We start from the raw sequence: 19529 nt of genomic DNA on the forward strand, positions 1-19529 counted from the left end.
ACGTCAGTGCGCCCCAAGCGGGATGTCGATGGGTCGCAGGTCGGACACTTTGTCGTGCGGGTAGAATCCGGCCCCGGTCTTTCGTCCGAGCTGTCCGGCCTCGACCAGCCGACGTAGGTTGTTCGGAACGATGGTGGCCGGGTCTTTGGACTCGGCATAAATGGAGTCGGCCACGTCGCAGACCACGTCAAGCCCAATGAAATCCGACAGCTCCAGCGGCCCGATGGGATGCCCGCAACCGAGTTTCATACCGTCGTCAATGTCTTTCGCGGAGGCATAGCCGGCGTCCAGCATGCGAGCCGCCGAGAGCAGATAGGGGATCAAGAGCCCGTTGACCGCGAAACCCGGTCTGTCATCAATGGTCATCGGTGTTTTGTGCAGGCTCGCGCGCACAAAATGTTCGACGGCCGTCACGGTGTGCGGGTCGGTCAGGACGGTCGGGATGACCTCCACGAGGTTCATCCTGGGAACGGGATTGAAGAAATGCAGCCCAAGGAACCTACCCCTCCGGGTCAGGGCTCCGGCGAGTTTGGTAATGGGAATCGAGGAAGTGTTGGTGGCAATGATGGTCTCGACAGGAACGCATTTCTCCAGCCGTCCCAGCACGGAAAGCTTGATCTCGAGGATTTCCGGCACGGACTCGATGGCCAGGTCACACATCGAGAATTGTGACAGGTCCTCCACCGTGTGCAGTGCGGACAACCAGGATTCGGTGTCCTGACCGCTGCTTTGATGCTTGTCGACCGAGCGTTGCAGCGCCGCCTCAATGTGCGTTCGGGCAGCCCGCAGCGCATCTGTTGAAGTATCATGCAGCAGCACCGTCCTGCCCGCGCGGAGGCAGCTTTCGGCGATTCCGCGGCCCATGGCACCCGAGCCGACAACACCGACCGTTTTGATCCTCGATATTGCCGTTTGAGGCGTCATGCCTCGTACCTCCTGATCAGAGCGGCGAGTGCCTGACCGCCGCCGATGCACAGCGTGACGATGCCATATTCCGTGTCGCTGCGCTGCAAATGCCGGGCGGCACGGAGGGTCAGGATGGCGCCGGTCGCTCCGATGGGGTGGCCCAGAGCGATAGCCCCGCCGTAGGGGTTGGTCTTTTCTGGATCAAGTTTCAGGTCACGGATGACGGCGACGGACTGGGCCGCGAACGCTTCGTTAAGCTCGACGATCTCAATATCTGCCGGACTGAGTCCGGTCTCGTCAAAGAGTTTTCGCAGCGCCAGGGCCGGGGCATAGCCCATCAGCGCCGGATCGATCCCCGCCGTCGCGACATATTCCAGAGTGGCCAGGCCACCGAGTCCTCGTTCGCGGGCCGTGCTGTTCTTCATCAGAATAACGGCCGCGGCGCCATCGTTGATTCCCGATGAGTTGCCGGCGGTCACGCTGCCCCCCGTCTGAAACGCCGGGCGGAGCCCCTGCAGCGTTTCAAGGGTAGTGTCCGGGCGCGGTGCCTCATCGACGGTCACAGTCACCGGCTTTTTCCCGGGAACCAGAACCGGCGTGATTTCCTCGAGAAATACCGCCTGGGCTTCCGCGGTGCCCGCTCTGCGTTGGCTCTCCCAGGCAAACTCATCCTGTTCCCGCCGAGACACCCCGTATTTTTGGGCTACGTTTTCGGCGGTGACACCCATGTGTTTTTCGCTGAACGGGTCGGTGAGCATGGCCAGTGTGCCGTCGACTTGGGTGCGGTCCCCCAGTCGGGCATTGCCGCGGGCGTTGTAATCCAGGAAGGGCATCCGGGACATCGATTCATCGCCGCCGGCCAGGATGACGTCGGCTCCGCCCCAGCGCAGCTGCTGCGCAGCCGACCAGATGGCCTGCAGACCGCTGCCGCAGAGCCTATTCACGGTGAAGGCGGGGGTGCGCTCGGGCACGCCGGCTGCCAGAGCGACGCGGCGGGCGTTGTAGGCATCCGCACCGGCTTGGCCGACGCAGCCCATGATGACCTCGTCGATGTCGGCCGCGGTAACGCCGCTGCGCGCCATTGCCGCGGCCGCAGCAATAGCGCCCAGCTGGTGTGCTGGCACGGCCGCCAGGGCCCCGTTGTATTTCCCGACGGGCGTTCTGGCTCCGTCAACGATAACTATCTTCTGCTCTGACACTGCAATCTCGCTTCTATGACGTGAATGTGCTTGGCGTGAATGGGTTCAGGATGCGACGGTCGAGCCGACGCCGGCAAACTGCCGGGCTCCGTCCAGTAGCCTCGGGATGCCTTCTTCCAGCGAGGGGCCGAAGCCGGTGTCGCCCGGTCGTTCACCCTTGAGCCAGCGGGTGTAAATGGCTTCGCAGAAGATGGATGCCTTCCACAGGGCCAGCGTCTGGTACCAGGGCAGCGCATCCAAATCCAGATGCATTCGCTCGCGGTACCGCGAAATGAGCTGATCACGGGAGAGATATCCGGGTTCGCGGGTCACGCTGGTCAACTCGAGCGGCGTAGGAAAACTTCCGGGTTCCGAATAGGTTGCCGTGAGATAGCCAAGATCTGCCAACGGGTCACCCACCGTGGCCATTTCCCAGTCCAGGATGGCCATCACGCGTGCCGGGGACGACGGTTCAAACATCAGGTTGCCGGCTCGGAAGTCTCCGTGGATCACTGTGGCGGCCTGGCTGGTGGGAATATTGCGTTCCAGCCAACCACCGATGCTGACGACCTCGGGCAGATTCCGGGTGGTGTTCACCTCCCACAGGGCAGAAAAGCGCTCGACCTGTCGCTTCAGGTAGCCTTCCGGACGCCCGAACGTAGCCAGCTCACCGGAATAAACATCCACCTGATGCAGCTGCACCAGGGTGTCGACAACGGCGGTGCTGGTTGCCTCACGCTGCGTCATGGAACCGAGGTAGTTCGGAATGCGATCGGTGATGACGGTGCCGCCCAGGAACGACATGATGTAAAAGGGAACACCGAGAAGCGACTCATCGTCGCAGACAGCGAGGATTTCCGGAACCGGTACTCCCTGCTTTCTGACCAGCTGCTGGATTCGGGCCTCACGGACCATGTCATGGGTGGAACGCGGCAGGGGGGGACGTGGCCCCCGGCGCAACACAAACACCTCGCTGCCACGCTGGAGACGATAGGTGATATTGGATTGCCCATCTCCAATCCGACCCCAGGACAGCCGGCCGGCACCGAGGCCCCTAGCATCCATGAACTCTTCGACTGCGTCCAGAATGAGAAGCGCCGGTGAGCCCAACTGTGCCGCATCGGTGCGGCTGGCGACGACTTCGACGCCGTCGGGAGCGGTGTGCATCAGTGAATTTCCGCCAGCTCGGTGTTGAGATCAGCGGCGCGCAGAATACCACGGTCCGTAGTGGAGCCGTGCACATCGGCCAGGTACGGCTCGCCCGCATCGACGGCCCGCTTCCGCATCGACGAGGCGCGCCGGGAGATGGCCCATTTATGGGTCTCGTTAGCGCCGTCGTAAATTCGGAACGGACGAACCTCGTTCAGGTACGCGGCCAAGGGAAGCGCGTCGGAAACGCCGTCGCCACCGCAGAGCTGGATGGCGCGGTCGACCACCCGGAAGATCGCTTCCGAGCAGTGCACCTTGGCAATGGAGGACATTGCGGATCCGGCCCGTGGATCCGTGTCGAGCAGCGCGGCGGTCTTAGTGATGATGGCGTCAGAGGTTTCAATATCGATCACCGATTGGGCAATCAATTCCTGGGCAAGGCCCAGGTTCTTCATCGGAGAGCCGAACAGCTCACGGCGCTCGATCCGGTCGAGGGCGATGTCCAGCGAGCGCCGCGCCAGGCCAAGCCAGCGCATGCAGTGCGTGAGCCGGGCGGGGCCGAGGCGCACTTGGGCATATCTGAAGCCGAGTCCGACGGCCCCCAGTACCGCGTCATCCGCCACAAAGCAGTCATCGAGATAAATGTGGGGATGACCGCCAGCTATGGCACGGTCCATGGTGTGGATGCTTTCGCCGAGCCGGATGCCTTGGTTGTCGAGATCGACCAGGAACATGGTGGCACCGGTCGGGGCGTCTCCGACGGCCTCGGTGCGGGCCATCACGATGCAGAAGGCTGCGCCGTCGGCGCCGCTTGTGAACCGTTTGTGACCTTTAATGGACCATCCACCGTCGACCTTTGTCGCCACGGTGAGCAGGGCGGCCGGATCTGAACCGGCACCAGGGTGCGGCTCGGTCATTCCGAAGCAGGACCGCGACGTGCCGGCGGCCAGGGGTACAAGGTATCGCTGTTTCTGCGCCTCCGTAGCGATCAGATTTAGCATGTGCATATTGCCTTCGTCCGGCGCCATGCAGTTGAGCGCGGACGCGCCGATCGGGGAATATCCGGCCTCTTGAAAGATTGCGGACCACTGCTGAATGGGGACGCCCTGGCCGCCGAATTCCTTAGGGACGTGCGGGGCAAAGACATTGGCGGCCTTCGCCGCCGCTTGTAGCCGGTCCCGGGTGGCCTGGCCCAGGCGCTCGCCCGGCCTCGGCTCGGCGGGAATGACCGTGCTGCGGATGAATTCGCGGGTGCGGATTCGCAAATCTTCGATGTCGACGGGCAGTGACTCGGTGCTCATTGTTCTATTTCCTTTCGCGGGTGGGGGCCGATGAGTGGGGATGTTAAGCGGTGCCGCCGGCCGCAAGCAGGCCGCCGTCAAGGTTGATGACCTGACCGGTGATCCAGGCCGAATCTGAGGACGCGAGAAAAGCAACGGTGGCGGCGACATCCTCTGGATTGCCGAGGCGGCCCAGAGGATATCTCGCGGCGACTTCTGCTTCCTTACCTTCGTACAGGGCCTGGGCGAATTGCGTCTTGACAACCGCCGGTGCGACCGCGTTCACTCGTATCTTCGGCCCCATTTCGACGGCGAGAGTGCGGGTCAGATGCGCGATGGCCGCCTTGGTCACGCCATAGAAACCGATGCCGGGTGCCGGTGTCTGTCCGGTGACCGAAGACACGTTAATCACGGTGCCGCCGCGGCCGGCGAAATCCAGGGCAACGTGGTGGTAAGCATCCTGAATCCAGGCCAGGGTACCGAAGACGTTCACCTCGGTAATTTTGCGCGCGGCGGACAGATCTAGATCCATCACCGATCCGTAGACGGGGTTGATGCCCGCATTGTTGACGAGGACGTCCAGCTGGCCGAAGGTTTCGGCGACGGCATTGAGAACCTCGAGGCGGTGGTCCGGATCGTGGGCTTTGCCGGCGAGCGGAATTACGGATCCTTTCGGGAATTGGGCGGCCGCATCGTGTAACGCCTCGGTGTTACGGGCGGTGATACAGACCTGAGCGCCCTCCGCCACCAGCCGCAAGGCGATGGCCAGCCCGATACCGCGACTGGCGCCCGTGACGATGGCCGTCTTGCCCTCAAGGCGGTGCGCTTGGACGGGGTGCTCGCTCATAATCTGTCTTTCTGGGACGGTACGCCCTGGGCTGCCGTGTTTTCATCACGGAGCTCCTGGCGGCGAATTTTTCCGGTCTGTGTCTTGGGTAGGTCGTCGATGATGTGCACGATGCGGGGGTACTTGTAAGCTGCGAGGCGCTCTTTGGTGAATGCGATGAGTTCTGCTGGAGTGGCCGATGCACCTGATTTCAGGGACACGAAAGCGACGACGGTTTCGCCGCGGTACTCATCCGCCTGGCCGATCACAGCGGCCTCATGGACTGCGGGATGTTCGTATAGCGTGTCCTCGACCTCGCGGGGCCAGACCTTATACCCGGAGACGTTGATCTGGTCTTTAAGCCGGTCGACCAGATAAACCCAGCCTTGGGTGTCGATGATGGCCACGTCGCCGGTGCGAAACCTGCCTCCGGGCATTGCGTGGGTGGTAGCGTCCGGATTATTCCAGTAACCCGGGATAATTTGGGGTCCAGATAATTCCAGTTCGCCCTGGGTGCCCGGCGGAACGGGTTGACCGTTCTGGTCGATGACTCTGGCTACAACGTGTGGTAGTGGAATGCCGATGGAAAGAGTGCCGCTGGAGGCGTCGACCGGCGCCTCGGCACAGGGCGGGACGGCAATTACACCGGACGTGCTTTCGGTTAATCCATAGGCATTGTGGATGTAGACGCCGAAGCGTTTTTTGAAGCGTTCCACGGTGGCCGGCGGGATTGGCGCCCCGCCGGAATACAGAGTCTTGACGGCGGTAAAATGGCTGGCGCTGGCATGCGGAAGCGCCAAAATCGCGTTGAACACAGTAATCGAGCCGATGGTAAAGCTGACCCTATGCTCGGCGAAGGCCTCCAACACGACATCGGGGTCGAAGCGGCCCGTAAAAACCAAGGTTGTGTCGGTGAACAGTGAGATCGCAGCGTTAATTACGGCGCCAGTAATATGAAATAGTGGGGCCACGGCCATGACGACGTCACCGGGGGCCAGCCGTGCAAAGCGGCCAAACGTCGTGGCGACGGCCAGGACGTTTTCGTGGGTGTTCATGGCGCCCTTAGGCGGCCCGGTCGTTCCAGAGGTATAGGTCAAGAGCGCCACGTCGTCGCGGGTCAGCTCAATGTCAGCGGGTCGCAAGCCGTCGAATTCGCGAATCAGAGCCGCAACGTCCCCGTCAGCCGAAGCTGCCGGGCGTGTTGTCATGTCACAGCTGCGCGGATCGTTCCGCGTCTGAAAGTCACGTGCAGAGGTACTGATGAGCCAGCAAGCGGTGCCTCCGGCAAGCGTTTGACGAGTTTCCGACACAGCCGTATCGGCACAAATAACACCGATGGCACCCGAGTCGTCAACGAGACGGCGCAGCTCTCTACGTTTGTACATGGGGTTCAGCAACAGTGCCGTCGCCCCCAATTTCCAGAGGGCCAGCAGGGCGAGCGCATAATGGGGCGTGTTCTGGAGGTAGATACCTACCCGGGCACCGCGAATTGTGCCGCGGGCCTCGAGCGCTATAGCGAGAGCGTCGGAGGCACGGTCGACTTCGGCGGCAGTCATCCTGCCATCGAAATAGCGAAGTGCGACGCGATCCGGATTGGCGGCGACGCGGGCCTTCCACGCCTCTACGGTGGACTCGTACCGCATCTCTGCACGTACATCCATGCTAAGAACGTCTGGTGCGGTCTGAGAATCCTCTACGGCGTTGATCCCAGAACGACTCTCTACCGAAGAGCCGATCTCACAACGGTTGGTCATAGTTGAACGAGTCACGACAGCCGCCCCCCTCCGGCATCTTCGCCGAAATTGACTTACTTACTCCTACCGAGCGATCGCTCGGTAGGAGTTAGTCTGGAGTAGACGCCATCATCTGTCAAGGCAGACAATAGCAAGCAGGCGTTTACAGTTGAAGGAGTATTCGTGAAAGTTGAGACTGCGAAAAGAGTCGGGAATGCGTGCGTGTGGCGCAAATATTCCGAAAATATTCTGCCACCCCTGCTCCAAGCCGCTTTGGATAGTTTTGTGGAGCACGGCTATCACGGCACAACAATTCGCACTGTGGCCGCTCGGGCCAAGCTCTCCGTACCGGGCCTATATCACCACTACGCCTCCAAGCAGGCACTGCTGGTGGCGATCGTACAGTTTGCGATGGAGGATTTATTGGTCAGGAGCGAAGACGCTATAGCGGAGGCAGGTTCCTCAGTGGAGGAACAGTTTCGCCTGCTGATCGAATGTCTGGCGCTCTTTCACGCTCACCGCAGTGAGCTCGCCTTCATTGCTGCTAGTGAGATCCGAAGTCTGGAAGGCGAGTCGCGAACGGCGCACATCAAATCCCGCGATAAGCAGCAGCAGATGGTGGACAACATCATCAATCAGGGTATGCGGGAGGGGATCTTTGACGCTGAGCACCCCAAAGACACCAGCCGAGCCATCGTGACTATGTGTACCGGTATTGCGCAGTGGTACCGCCATGACGGTGAGCTTTCGCCCGAAGAGCTGGCCATCAGATATGCCAACATCGCCCGAATGACTTTAGGGGTTGGCTCAGGCTCTCAAAGACGGAGTGTCCTCACGGCGCCCACGCCTTTACGAACAGATGCGCGAGGCAGGCCGGACCGCGGCTGACCGTGAGCAGCGACCAGTGAATTTTGGCTATCTCGTCTGGCCGCTGCACGGAGCGACCAGACTGCCCTTAGGTTCGAGGATTCGGGTCACGTCCCGCTGTGTGGTTTCTCGACACCGTGCAGGCGCCAAGGCGACGAATGCGACTCTGAGCGATACGTCATTCCCAAAGGTCCCTACTGTCAGGGTTTCTTTGGTGCCCTACGAACCCGGCTAGCCACCTGCATTCAGTGAAAATGACCGCAACCGCCGCATATTTCACTTTTTTCACAAGCCGCCCCTCCAAGACGAAATCGGCCAAAATCGTGGCTATAACCATTCAAACGAACGTTTTCACGGGCCTCCGCTCACTGTCGCGCCTGCCGACCACGAGACTTCTACCCACCGGAGACATCCGGTCTACCGCCCAAGCAGGAGATGAACTGTGAGCGACCAGATCACCGAGTTGTCAGCATCCGCGCTCGCTCTAGCCATTCGCCGACGCGAGATCTCGGCCAACGAAGCCCTCGACGCGCACCTCGCCCAGATCGACCGGGTGAACCCTCGCATCAACGCCATCGTCACCCAAGATCGTGAAGCGGCCCGCGACCTTGCGGTGGCCGCCGACACCCGCACCCTGAGCGGCGACGATCTGCCTCCACTGCACGGCGTTCCGATCACGCATAAGGACACGCATTCCACCGCCGGCCTGCGCACGACCTTCGGGTCACCAGTGTTCGCTGACCACGTGCCCGATCACGACGATCTGATCATCGAGCGGTTCAAGGCCGCCGGTGTCGTCACCACCGGTAAATCCAACGTGCCGGAGTTCGCGGCCGGGTCGCACACCTTCAACGAGGTCTTCGGAACGACCACCAACCCGTATGACCCCTCTCTCAGCGCGGGCGGCAGTAGCGGAGGGGCCGCCGCAGCTCTGGCCGCACGCATCCAGGCCATTAGCGACGGCAGCGACATGGGCGGCTCGCTGCGCATTCCCGCCTCTTTTTGCAACGTGGTGGGATTCCGGCCGTCGCTCGGCGTGGTCCCCCTGCAGCCGAGCCGTAACGCCTGGAGCTGGCTCTCTCGCAGCGGTCCCTTGGCCCGGGAGGTGACCGATATTGCCCTGGCCATGTCGGTGATTGCGGGACCAGACGCCGCTACACCGTATTTCAACCCGGTGCCGGCACACCGGTTTCTTGAGCCGCTGCAGCGCGATCTCACAGGGCTCGTCATCGGCTGGTCCGACGACTTCGGTCTGGGAATTCCGGTGCAGAAAGAGGTGCTGCGCGTGCTGCATCAGCAGCTGCAGGTGTTCGAAGACCTCGGCGCGACAGTGGAGCAGGCGGCCCCTGATCTGCGTGACGCCGATGAGGTGTTCAGCACAGTGCGCGCGTTCGACTTTGCCTTGTCCTACGGCGATCTTGTGGCCCGGCACGGCGACAAGATTAAACCCGAGGTGCGCTGGAATGTGGAGCGCGGCCTTGCTCTGAACGGAGCCGACGTCGTCTCGGCCGCGCTGGCCCGCACCCGGTTAGCGCAAAAGACTCGTATCTTCTTCGCCCGCTACGACGTTTTCGCGAGTCCGGCCGCCCAGCTGCTTCCCTTCGATGCCGCCCTGCGGTATCCGACCGAGATCGACGGCGTGCCGTTTGAGAACTACCTTGAGTGGATGCGTTCCGCCTGCGTCGTTTCTGCGACCGGGCTTCCCGCGCTTTGCGTGCCAGCGGGTTTCAGCGAGTCCGGTCTGCCGGTCGGATTACAGCTGGTCATGGACCACGGGCAGGATGTCGAGCTGCTGCAGGTGGGGTACAGCTTCGAACAGGCCACCCGCTATGCGTGGCAGGCTCCCGATCTGCGCGACATAGGTAGCTGAGATGCGTCGTCGACGTTCAGATTCGCGCGGGTTGCAGCACTCGTCCGCCTCGTTTGAAAGCCTCGAGCAGCAGACTGACATCAATCGATTTGGTGTGAGCAACCCAAGGCGCGGACGTCACGCAGGCATAGAGGGCAGCTTGGTCCTTCGCCGTGACATTCGCTACGATCTGGTAGTCGCCGGCGACCGCGGCTGCGTACCTCACCAGCGGCGAGGCCGCGAGCTCTCGCCCGACCGCCTCGACGTTCTTCGGGTCGCTGCGGATCCACAAAAACGCTTCGACGGGAAGGCCGACACTCGCCGGTTCAACGACCGCCCGAATGTAAACATGGTTGTTCTGCAGCAGCCATTCCGTGCGGCGGCGGGCCGTGGCGTTGGACACCCCAGTCAGGCGGGCCAACCGTTCGCAGGACACCCGCCCGTCTCGGCAAAGCGCCTCCACGATCTCGTTGTCGACCCGGCTCAGCCGCTGCGGCTCCTGCAGACTCCACGTGTCCGTCGTTACACCGGCCCGCAGGGCATCAGCTTCGACCTCCGTCAGCAAGTCAGGCTGCCAGCCGCGGATGGTGCGGAAGTAGCGCATCACGGGGTAGCTGACTGCGCGCACCAAACCGACCGTACCGGGGATCTCGTCCGTGAGCAGTGCCGGCATCAGCTCGGCCTCGGTCAGCACTTCGACGACACAGTCCACGCCGCCGGTCATCGTGTACGAGAAGGTCGAATCGCGACGCTGCGCCAGTGCGTTCGCGGTAGCGCGCGTGGTGCCCGGCGCGGTCTGAACGCGGATGATCACCGAGGTGGATTGTGGGCGGAGTCCGGCCACCTGCACCAGCCGGGCTTCGATCAGTTCACTGCCCCGGCGGGCGACAGTGCGCTCCGGTTCGCCGAGCACGACGGCGATTTGGCTCCAAGAGCTGCGCCCGTCGAACTGCAGCGCGGCCGCAATCCGCCGCTCCAAGGGATCCAGTAGCCGCACAATCCATCCTTGCTCGTACGCCGTTCCTTGAAAATACAAGGATTTCCTTAGCGCCGAACTTATCATCACTCACTGCCCCACCCGCATTCCAGCACTGGAGCACTTATGATTACATCCCTACCCGGTGACCCTGACTCAACCGACATCCTTGCCATTGCCAACCTGCCAATCCTGTGGATTTTGGCTGTCGGCGTGTTCGCCGCCATCATCCTGCAAACGGTCGTGTACATACGTGCGGCCCGGATCGCCGCGCCGGCGGCCGGCATCAGCTCGGCCGAACTGAAAACCTCGTTCCGCGCCGGCGCCGTGGCCGCAATTGGCCCCTCCCTGGCGGTAGTGCTCGTCAGTGTGGCCCTGCTCAGCCTGTTCGGAACCCCGGCTGTGCTAGTGCGCGTCGGTCTGGTCGGGTCGGCTGCCACCGAGACTGCTTCGGCCAGTATTGCCGCCAGTACCATGGGAGCAGCCCTTGGCGACGCGAGCTACACCCAGAGCGTGTTCGCCGTCGCATTTATGGCGATGAGCCTCTCCGGCGCCATGTGGATGATCGCCACCCTGGTGTTGACCCCGCTGCTTAAACGCGGCGACTCTCGGCTGCGCAGCGTGAACCCCACCCTGATGGCCATCATCCCCGCTGCCGCGCTCCTCGGAGCGTTCGCGAGCCTCGGCATCGGCGAGCTCGGCAAAACCCCCGTGCACATCCTGACCGTTGTCACCTCGGCCGCGGTGATGGGCGCCTGCCTGTTCCTGGCACGCCGCTTCAACTTGGGCTGGCTACGCGAATGGGGGCTCGGCTTCTCCATCGTGATCGGCCTCATCGTCGCATACACCGCCCACACCACCGGCCTCGCACCGGTCGCCTGAACCAACATCGAGAAAGGCCAGCATGTCCTCCACAACAGTGATCACCACGCCGTCCGCCGATTTGGCGACCTTCGACCGCACAACGAGCCGCTGGGGTCGGTCCACCATGATCGCCGCACTGGTCATGTCACTCGCCGCGCCGCTCTACCTGGTGCTTTTCGCCGACCTTGGCATCACGCAGACACAGGTCTGGATCGCGTTCCTCGCCGTTGCCGCCGTGTTCTCGGTGCTGTGGGTGGTCGAACCGATCACCTACTACCCGATCCTTGGTCCCGCGGCAATGTATCAGGCGTTCATGATCGGCAACATCGCCAACAAGCTGCTCCCCTCTGCACTGGTCGCCCAAGCGGCCATCGGCGCTAAGGCTGGCACCAAGCGCGGCGAATTCTCAGCCCTGATGGCCATCTGCGGCGCCGCGATGGTGCACGTGTTCTTCATGCTGGTGTTCGTCGGTCTATTCGGCTCTTGGCTGGTCAACATCGTGCCAGCCGACGTCACCGACGTCGCGCGCCTGTACATCTTCCCCAGCATCATCGGCGGGGTCATCGTGCAGCTCGTGGTGTCATTGAAACAACCTCGCGTCACGCTTATTGCCATCGGCACAGCCGCGTTCGTCTTCTTTGTGCTCGTGCCCGCCGTCCCCAGTGTCGCAAACCTCGCCACCGGAATTACCGTCGTCACCACCGCCGTGCTGGCCTGGTTCCTTCGCAGCAAGCCCCGTTCCGACTCCACGAAAGAGATCTCATGACCGTGACCCTACTTCCGACTGATGACACCACGACCCGCACGATGCAGGAGCTGTACCGGCACCTGCACGCGCATCCGGAACTGTCCATGCAGGAGACCGAGACCTGTGCGTTCCTCACCCGGCGCCTTGACGATCTCGGGCTCGAGACCTTCCGCTGCGGCGGGACCGGCGTCGTCGGTATCCTGCGCAACGGCGCCGGTCCCACGGTCGCCTACCGCGCCGACATCGACGGCCTGCCTATCCAGGAAGAGACCGAACTCGACTACGCGAGCACCGCCCGCGGCACCCTGGCCGACGGCACCGACGTGCCTGCGATGCACGGGTGTGGCCACGACACTCACATGACAGTCGCGTTGACACTGGCCGAGCACCTCGTCACCCACCCGTCCGCTTGGGCAGGCACCGTGGTGTTCATCTTCCAACCCGGGGAAGAGACCGGGGCGGGAGCGGTAGCCATGCTCGCCGACGGGCTGTGGGACCGCGCCCCCCGCCCCGAGATCGTCTTCGGCCAGCACGTATGGCCCGGCCTCGCTGGCACCGTCGACATCAGCAGCGGCGTGGCGATGGCGATGGCTGATTCCTGGAAGGTGACCGTGCACGGCCGTCAGGCCCACGGCTCCCAGCCCGATCAGTCGATCGACCCGATCGTGATCGGCGCTCACATGGTCGTGCGTCTGCAGACCGTCGTGTCGCGAGAGGTGCACCCGATGAAGGCCGCTGTGGTCACGGTCGGCACCTTCCACGGCGGACTCAAGGAAAACATCATCCCCGCCACTGCTGAGTTCACTGTAAACGTGCGCACTTTTGACGTCGAAGTGCGGACCCGCGTACTGGATTCGCTGCGCCGCATCATCGCGGCCGAAGCACAAGCATCCGGAGCCCCCGATCCGATGATCGAGGTGCTCTCCACATTCCCCCGCTGCTACAACGACCCGGCGGCTACCCAACAACTGATCGCTGCGCTCAGCGGCGCCCTCGGAGCGAACGGCGTAAAAGAGGTTCCGCCAGTGATGGGAAGTGAGGACTTCGGACTGCTTGCCGAGGCCATCGGCGTACCCTCGGTGTATTGGATGTTCGGCGGCTATTCCCAGCAAACCATCGACGCAACCGAATCCGTCGCCGGCAACCACTCCCCACATTTCGCCCCCGACTCCGAGCCGGCCTTGGCAGCCGGGCTCACCGCCGCCCTCACCGCCATACTGTCGCGGGTCGGCACGCCGGGCGGCGCCGCATGAACACCTCAACAGCCCGACTCTCGGTCAACGGACCCCGACTGGTCGCTGACCTCAAAGCACTCGGCAGCATCGGATGCGGGCCGGGCGGCGGCCTGGATCGCACTTCCTTCTCGGCAGCGGATAGCGAGGGTCGCGCATGGCTGCTCGGGCGCTGCGCCGAAGCCGGTCTCAGGGCGGAAGTGGACGGCATCGGGAACATCGTCGTATCGCCCGACTACGATGCCCGGACTGCGGCCCAGCCCGCCGTGTGGTCCGGGTCGCACATCGACACCGTGCCAAACGGGGGCGCATTCGACGGGGCGCTCGGTGTGCTCGCCGCGCTGGAATGCCTGCGCCGCATCCAAGAGGAACGCCCAGCCCTAGACCGGCCGGTGCGGGCGGTCATGTTCACAGACGAGGAGGGCAACTACGCCCATCTGTTCGGGTCGAGCGCACTCGCACGAGGATTTTCCCGCACCGAGCTGGAGTCGCTCACCGGTCGAGACGGCGACCGGTTCGCTGACACCTTCGTGGCCACCGGCGGAGACCTCGATGCGGCCACGGCGACCAAGCTGGACCCCGCTACGCTGCACGCCACGGTGGAGTTGCACATCGAGCAGGGACCGACGCTCGAGCAGCTCGGGCACGACATCGGCGTGGTCACCGGCATCGTGGCGCTCGGCGGCGGCGTGGTGTCGTTCCGAGGCCGGGCCGACCATGCCGGCACCACCCCGATGAACCAGCGCCGCGACGCCCTCACTGCCGCCGGCGCGCTGCTCGTGGCGTTGCCCGAAGTGGCCTCAAGCGTTAGCGAGCGTGCCGTCGTCACCTCGGGAATCGTGACGGTCGAGCCGGGAAGCGCCAACGTGATCCCAGGGCTGGCCCGGGTTACGGTGGATTTTCGGGAAGCGGAGACGGATCTGGTTGACGCCCTGCAAACGACCATCGTGGATGTGGCCCGGGAGATTGCGCTGCGCTACGGGGTGCAAGTGGAGTTCGATTTTGAGGTCACGATCCCGCCGGTTCGGCTCGACGCCAGCATTCAGGCGACCATCGAGGCCGCGGCCGCCGCGCGTGAGTTGTTGTACAGCTCGCTGCCGTCCGGGGCTGGCCATGACTCGCAAAACATGGCTCAGCTGGCGCCGACGGGCATGATCTTCGTGCCGAGCATCGACGGACGCAGCCACTGTCCGGAGGAGAACACTGCGTGGATCGACGTGGAGAACGGCGCGAATGTGCTGCTCGACACCCTGCTGAGCCTCGCCCGCGACTGATGGTTCCGCCCCGCGCCTTCAAGGTGGCCAGCGAGAAGTGCTCCCGGGATTCTATCGGCCAACATGTGGTTCTCGAGCTGACCCAGCGCGACGCACCCCAGGAGTACATTTCCGCCGTTCAATAAAAAAAGGCAGTCAAACAGGATTCACGCGTTCCGGAGAAGAAATGGGTGATGCCTCTTTTCGAGATGATGTTTTTCCCTGGAACGTGCCTACGCAGGACCGATCAGAATGCTAGCCGACCATACATGTTCGTGACATTGAGGGGAGTCACATGATTGGACACCAAGGGGCAAGCCACGATTCGCCATCACGTTTGGTTAGGCATTCCGGTGACCATTGATATGTCCCGCAGGTATAGAACGCAGCCTCGGAATCCCGCCTCCGCGCCACGTTCTCGTCGCGGTCGCTGACGTCGTCGTCTGCCTTCGCAGGCGGTTCGGCCGGCCAAGCCGTCTGGCGCGTCGGCCGATCACGCTCCAGCCGCGTCCACCCAGTCGCGGAGGCGCTGGCGGGCGTCACCGAATTCGCGGAGCCATCCGAACGGGGCCGAGCAGTGCTGGGCGGGGTCGTAGGCGCGAGCCCGTGCAGATGCACGGCAGAGAGTTCTCAGACGAGTTAGGAGTCCCGGTGCCAGAACGGCGGCACAACGGATGCCGGCAGCCCGTAGGTGCGTCGAAGACACTTCACGCACGATCCATTCGGCCTCGGCATCTTCGGCGTTGAGGAGGCTTCTGCCAACTTGTTGGGGTGCTGCTAGTGCGTTTGTGCCTCGCCGCAGTCGACCAGTCGACCAGTCGAATAGATTTGTAACTATCCGTGCCGCCGGGGCTCAGCCGGAATCGCGCCCAAAAGAATAGGTGAGCGAGCAGGTAAATCAAATAGAATCCAAAAAGTCCCAGTAAATCTTGCGATCTACCAGCACTTTTTTGTCTCGTCGGGCTGACGTGATTCGAACACGCGACCCCTTGCAGAATCGGGGCGATTCTGGCCGTGACCGAATGTCTCGGGAACTCGCGGATTCCCTTGATCTTGCAGGGAACCGGGCGGTTAACTTCATCTGAGCGTACGCGTCCATGTTCGGTCGGTCACGGTTGATTTAGGTGGGTCAATGGTGGGCATCCCACCATTGATTGGTCCGACCGCGTCGAGCGCTCTCGTCTGGCCATGGAACTCGAATCTCAGTGCCGTTCGATCATTGCATCGGAGGCAGGCACAGCGTGCTGCCGCTAGACCCCTGGGGCAGGATTCGCGACGAGTGACCTGATGAGCGCAGTTAGTCGGTCCGCTGGTACGCCCGAGTGGGCCACGACATGGCTCTGGCGTGCCGAGTCCGCCAGGGCATGCAGGGTTCGAGCGGCGTCGAGTCCGCCAGGGCATGCAGGGTTCGAGCGGCGTCGAGTCTCGTTCGGGATACGGGAGGAGTTCCAATCTTCCAGCCACCGATCTGGTCGACTGGATACTCGAACGCGATCGACAGGAGGTTGTAGAGATCGGTGATGTCCTGGGGCGCGTGGCGTGACTGTGCGGCATAGGCCTTGAAAAGGAGGGCGAGCTCGACCGGGGGCACGCGGACCTCGAAATCAAGCCGCGTTCCGTCCGTCAACAAGACGCCAACATCGAGGACGATCGGATCAACGCGGTGAGCAACAGACTCGCCATGTGGCCGCCGATGATGCGCACATCGCCGATCCGTTTTGTGATCTCGGCAACGTCGGCGAGAGCGCGGAAGGCCGCGTCGTCCACGTTCGATGTAGCGACGGTCTTGATCCGACGCCTGATCACGGGAGCCAACCCGCCAGAACCGCTCGCCGGATTCTCTCGACAGCGTCGGCCGCGTCGGGACCCCCCGTCCGCTGCACATCCCACGCCACGAGGACCGGGTCGGCTATCCAGCCGGACCCCGTCGACGTCCAGGCACGGGCGGTCGACCAGATCGTGGGATCAGCTGGAACCACACATTCAAGGGTGGCGTTCTCTCGCGTGGTTTCGGAAAAACCGAATTGGGCCAGGTCAAGGCCTGTTTGCGCGTAAACGACCGCGCGGCGGCCCATGCGCCACGGAGCTATCAGATCAGCGGCCGGGTCCCCTGACAGGAGGACGTCCAACTCGGCGGCAGCGTCCTGAGCAGCTTGCGCCTGCCGCGTGATGGAGCCCAGCCCCATCCAGTAGCTGGTAATGCCTTGCGGCCCCGGATATTTCGTTAGGAATTGCTCCCACAATGCGTCGGGCCGCAGTGCGTGCCAGCCGCCCGTTTCGCGAGTCACCGCAGTGTCCAGCGCGCGGAGTGCGTTGGAAATGGCTACCTGCGACACGCCGCACTCAGTGGCGAGATCGATCTGGGTTCGCGGTCGCGGCGTCCGAAGGAGCACCCGGAACAGAGCGAACCGCCCCCACGCGACTCGCCCACGTGCCGGCGCAGGTCTACGGGATGGTGCGAGCCCCCTGAGCAGTCCGTATTCCACGCGCTCACCGGCAAGAAAAACGACACGATCCTGCACAGACACGACAGAAACCGTGGGGTCGAGTGAGGCCGCCTCGGCCAATCCTGCAGTCGCCACCACGCGTAGATCAGTCACCCCAACCGATCGAAGCATCACCGGTCTTCACAATTTCTCTGGCTAAGGCAGGAATCACTGCGCAAGCGCGAGAAATTGATGGCGAGTTCACCGTATTGCAGGGTTCAGGGGCCCGGCCGATGTGGGTAGGAAAGCGGCACGGCTATGGGGGATTGCACGCAAAGCTCCTCGGTGACGGGTCTATTGTCGTTGACTCGTCCGGAACGGCGATGTTCACTCGAGACGTGGCTTTCGCGTCGCCGTCGGCCGCCGGGGCCGTGATTACCGGGCGAGCGTGCAACGGTCGCACAGCGTGGCTGAGCACGGAAGCCGGCGAAACATTCGGGCATTGGCAGAGTCGCGGCCTCGGTGATGGGCAGTTAGCCGGTGTCTGAGCCCACGCCCTCGAAGAGCCAGTTTCTTGTCTACCGGGATGAATCCGGCCAGGCGCGCATCGATGTCCGCTTCGATGGAGACACGGTGTGGCTCACGCAGGCGCAGCTTGCCGAGCTTTTCAACACTTCCCAACAAAACGTCAGCCTGCATATCAGGAATATTTACGAAGAGGATGAACTGACCCCAACGGCAACTCACAAGGAATACTTGTCGGTTCGCAGCGAAGGAACCCGCGACGTGTCCCGCAAGCGCGCGCACTACAACCTCGACATGATCATCTCGGTCGGCTACCGGGTGCGGTCGAAGACAGCCACGGCCGTTCGGGTCTGGGCGACCCAGCGGCTGCGTGAGTACATCGTAAAGGGGTTCGTTCTCGACGATGAGCGGTTGAAGAACCCCGATGTCCCCTTTGATTACTTCGATGAGCTGCTGCGGCGTATCCAGGACATCCGAACTTCGGAGCGGCGCTTTTACTAGAAGATCACCGACGTATACGCGACGTCCGTTGACTACGACAACGACGCCGCCGTGACCCAGACGTTCTATGGCACGGTGCAGAACAAATTGCATTGGGCGATCACCGGTCAGACAGCGGCCGAAGTGGTGCAGTCACGGGCGGATGCGACGAAGCCGAACATGGGGCTCGCCAGCTGGCGCAAGCCACGCATTCACAAGTCCGATGTGTCGATCGCGAAGAATTACTACACCGAACCAGAGTTGTCTGCCCTGCAGAACTTGACCGAGCAGTACCTGGTCTTCGCTGCCGGGCAGGCCGAGCGGCGCGTTCCGATGCGCATGGCTGACTGGGTGAGCAAACTCGACGGGTTTCTGACTCTGAATGATCGCGAGATTTTGCGGGATGCAGGTCGGGTCGGGCATGATCTCGCCGTCGCGCACGCAGTACGCGAGTTCGACGCGTTCAAGCGCCTCGACTCTGCCAGTGCGATTTCGGATTTCGACGAGTTCAGCAAGCGGATGATTGAAGGAGGCACGCCGCCGAAAACGGGGGATAGATAGTTGGGGGACAAAACGTGAGCGTCAGGCAGGTCGAAAGAAAAACTCAAGAGCGCGTCGTCGAGCTCTTTCAGGCGCGAGGCTACGAGTGCGCCGGTAATTGGGATCAGCGCGGGGGACCTCTCACATCGATGTTGACTATCTGCAACAGAAAATTCAGTCCCGCGTCTACGACGTGCGTCAGTATTGGCCAAGGTTAAAGCAACGCCGTGAAGACTCCGTTCTTGCGCCATGACGGGAAGCACGCTCGTTCTGGCGGCAAAACCGCTGCGGAACGCACAGTTCGCGTGCGGCGGCGAGTCGCCGGATCCCAGGATTTGAACCTGCGACACTGCGACTCTGGGTCCAATGATCACTCGATCAGCTTGCTGGGATGAATCCAGCGGTTAAACACCTTTTGATCAGGCCAAATATGCGCAATCGACAAATCTGAACGAGGATAAAATGCGCGAATTAGACTCCAAAACTGGGCGAAAATGCCCAAATTCGCGCCCATAAACAATGGGTGAACAATGGCTTTGCAAGTTTTTAAACGAAAAGAGTCCTGATAAACCTAGGTTTATCAGGACTCTTGTGGGGCTGACAGGATTTGAACCTGCGACCCCTTGGAGGTTTTAGCCTAAATTCTGTCATTGCCGAAAGTTCCCGAAAACCCGCGGATTCCCTTGTGTTTACAGGG

17 protein-coding genes and 1 pseudogene are annotated in these 19529 nt (G+C 62.4%); 8 read left to right on the top strand and 10 right to left on the bottom strand.

Going from position 1 to position 19529, the window contains the following annotated elements; all coding sequences use genetic code 11:
* Positions 1–3: 3 nt before the first annotated feature.
* Genes CXY80_RS12460 through CXY80_RS12485 form a run of 6 tightly spaced genes read right to left on the bottom strand, consistent with a single transcriptional unit; the run spans position 4 to position 7000 of the window.
* Positions 4–924 (bottom strand): 3-hydroxyacyl-CoA dehydrogenase family protein, encoded by a 921-nt coding sequence (locus CXY80_RS12460; protein WP_104132702.1) that lies wholly within the window; start codon positions 922–924, stop codon positions 4–6.
* Entirely contained in the window at positions 921–2105 is a 1185-nt protein-coding gene (locus tag CXY80_RS12465) for a thiolase family protein (protein ID WP_104132703.1), read from the bottom strand. The genes CXY80_RS12460 and CXY80_RS12465 overlap by 4 nt, the downstream gene beginning before the upstream one ends.
* 45 nt (positions 2106–2150) lie before the next feature.
* Entirely contained in the window at positions 2151–3194 is a 1044-nt protein-coding gene (locus CXY80_RS12470) for a phosphotransferase family protein (RefSeq protein WP_233195352.1), read from the bottom strand.
* A gap of 56 nt (positions 3195–3250) precedes the next feature.
* On the bottom strand, positions 3251–4534 hold the full coding sequence (locus CXY80_RS12475) for an acyl-CoA dehydrogenase family protein (RefSeq protein ID WP_092451404.1): 1284 nt from the start codon (positions 4532–4534) through the stop codon (positions 3251–3253).
* A gap of 43 nt (positions 4535–4577) precedes the next feature.
* The gene (locus CXY80_RS12480; protein ID WP_092451406.1) at positions 4578–5360 is read right to left on the bottom strand and encodes an SDR family oxidoreductase; all 783 of its coding nucleotides are present in this window, start codon (positions 5358–5360) and stop codon (positions 4578–4580) included.
* On the bottom strand, positions 5357–7000 hold the full coding sequence (locus CXY80_RS12485; protein ID WP_104132705.1) for a class I adenylate-forming enzyme family protein: 1644 nt from the start codon (positions 6998–7000) through the stop codon (positions 5357–5359). The genes CXY80_RS12480 and CXY80_RS12485 overlap by 4 nt, the downstream gene beginning before the upstream one ends.
* A 255-nt stretch (positions 7001–7255) precedes the next feature.
* Between CXY80_RS12485 and CXY80_RS12490 the strand changes: the two genes are divergently transcribed.
* Both CXY80_RS12490 and CXY80_RS12495 read left to right on the top strand, forming a co-directional pair.
* Positions 7256–7960 (top strand): TetR/AcrR family transcriptional regulator, encoded by a 705-nt coding sequence (locus CXY80_RS12490; protein ID WP_104132706.1) that lies wholly within the window; start codon positions 7256–7258, stop codon positions 7958–7960.
* A gap of 421 nt (positions 7961–8381) precedes the next feature.
* Positions 8382–9809, top strand: a complete 1428-nt coding sequence (locus CXY80_RS12495; RefSeq protein WP_092451412.1) for an amidase — start codon at positions 8382–8384, stop codon at positions 9807–9809.
* 16 nt (positions 9810–9825) lie between these two features.
* Here CXY80_RS12495 and CXY80_RS12500 read toward each other — a convergent pair whose 3' ends face one another.
* Positions 9826–10785, bottom strand: coding sequence for an Lrp/AsnC family transcriptional regulator (locus CXY80_RS12500; RefSeq protein ID WP_092451414.1), 960 nt, complete (start codon positions 10783–10785; stop codon positions 9826–9828).
* Between the two features lie 105 nt (positions 10786–10890).
* Between CXY80_RS12500 and CXY80_RS12505 the strand changes: the two genes are divergently transcribed.
* Genes CXY80_RS12505 through CXY80_RS12520 form a run of 4 tightly spaced genes read left to right on the top strand, consistent with a single transcriptional unit; the run spans position 10891 to position 14882 of the window.
* Positions 10891–11646, top strand: a complete 756-nt coding sequence (locus CXY80_RS12505) for a DUF5058 family protein (RefSeq protein ID WP_092451416.1) — start codon at positions 10891–10893, stop codon at positions 11644–11646.
* A gap of 22 nt (positions 11647–11668) precedes the next feature.
* On the top strand, positions 11669–12394 hold the full coding sequence (locus CXY80_RS12510) for a hypothetical protein (protein ID WP_092451418.1): 726 nt from the start codon (positions 11669–11671) through the stop codon (positions 12392–12394).
* On the top strand, positions 12391–13629 hold the full coding sequence (locus CXY80_RS12515) for an amidohydrolase (protein WP_092451420.1): 1239 nt from the start codon (positions 12391–12393) through the stop codon (positions 13627–13629). Before CXY80_RS12510 ends, CXY80_RS12515 begins: the two co-directional genes overlap by 4 nt.
* Entirely contained in the window at positions 13626–14882 is a 1257-nt protein-coding gene (locus CXY80_RS12520) for a Zn-dependent hydrolase (protein WP_104132707.1), read from the top strand. The genes CXY80_RS12515 and CXY80_RS12520 overlap by 4 nt, the downstream gene beginning before the upstream one ends.
* A gap of 1276 nt (positions 14883–16158) precedes the next feature.
* On the opposite strand, the gene CXY80_RS12525 is transcribed toward CXY80_RS12520, so the two are convergent.
* The 3 genes from CXY80_RS12525 to CXY80_RS12535 are packed head-to-tail and all read right to left on the bottom strand — an operon-like array spanning position 16159 to position 17197.
* Positions 16159–16452, bottom strand: coding sequence for a hypothetical protein (locus tag CXY80_RS12525; RefSeq protein WP_146070729.1), 294 nt, complete (start codon positions 16450–16452; stop codon positions 16159–16161).
* Between the two features lie 32 nt (positions 16453–16484).
* Positions 16485–16667, bottom strand: a complete 183-nt coding sequence (locus tag CXY80_RS12530; protein ID WP_104132709.1) for a hypothetical protein — start codon at positions 16665–16667, stop codon at positions 16485–16487.
* On the bottom strand, positions 16664–17197 hold the full coding sequence (locus CXY80_RS12535; RefSeq protein ID WP_146070730.1) for a hypothetical protein: 534 nt from the start codon (positions 17195–17197) through the stop codon (positions 16664–16666). Before CXY80_RS12535 ends, CXY80_RS12530 begins: the two co-directional genes overlap by 4 nt.
* A 383-nt stretch (positions 17198–17580) precedes the next feature.
* Between CXY80_RS12535 and CXY80_RS20785 the strand changes: the two genes are divergently transcribed.
* Together CXY80_RS20785 and CXY80_RS19755 are read left to right on the top strand one after the other, a co-directional pair.
* The gene (locus CXY80_RS20785; protein WP_104132711.1) at positions 17581–17835 is read left to right on the top strand and encodes a DUF4357 domain-containing protein; all 255 of its coding nucleotides are present in this window, start codon (positions 17581–17583) and stop codon (positions 17833–17835) included.
* An 85-nt stretch (positions 17836–17920) separates the two neighbouring features.
* Positions 17921–18853, top strand: a pseudogene (locus tag CXY80_RS19755) (virulence RhuM family protein).
* The last annotated feature ends 676 nt before the right edge of the window (positions 18854–19529 follow it).

Origin of the sequence: Cryobacterium sp. M91, from assembly GCF_002929615.1 — a bacterium.
Classification (GTDB): domain Bacteria; phylum Actinomycetota; class Actinomycetes; order Actinomycetales; family Microbacteriaceae; genus Cryobacterium; species Cryobacterium levicorallinum.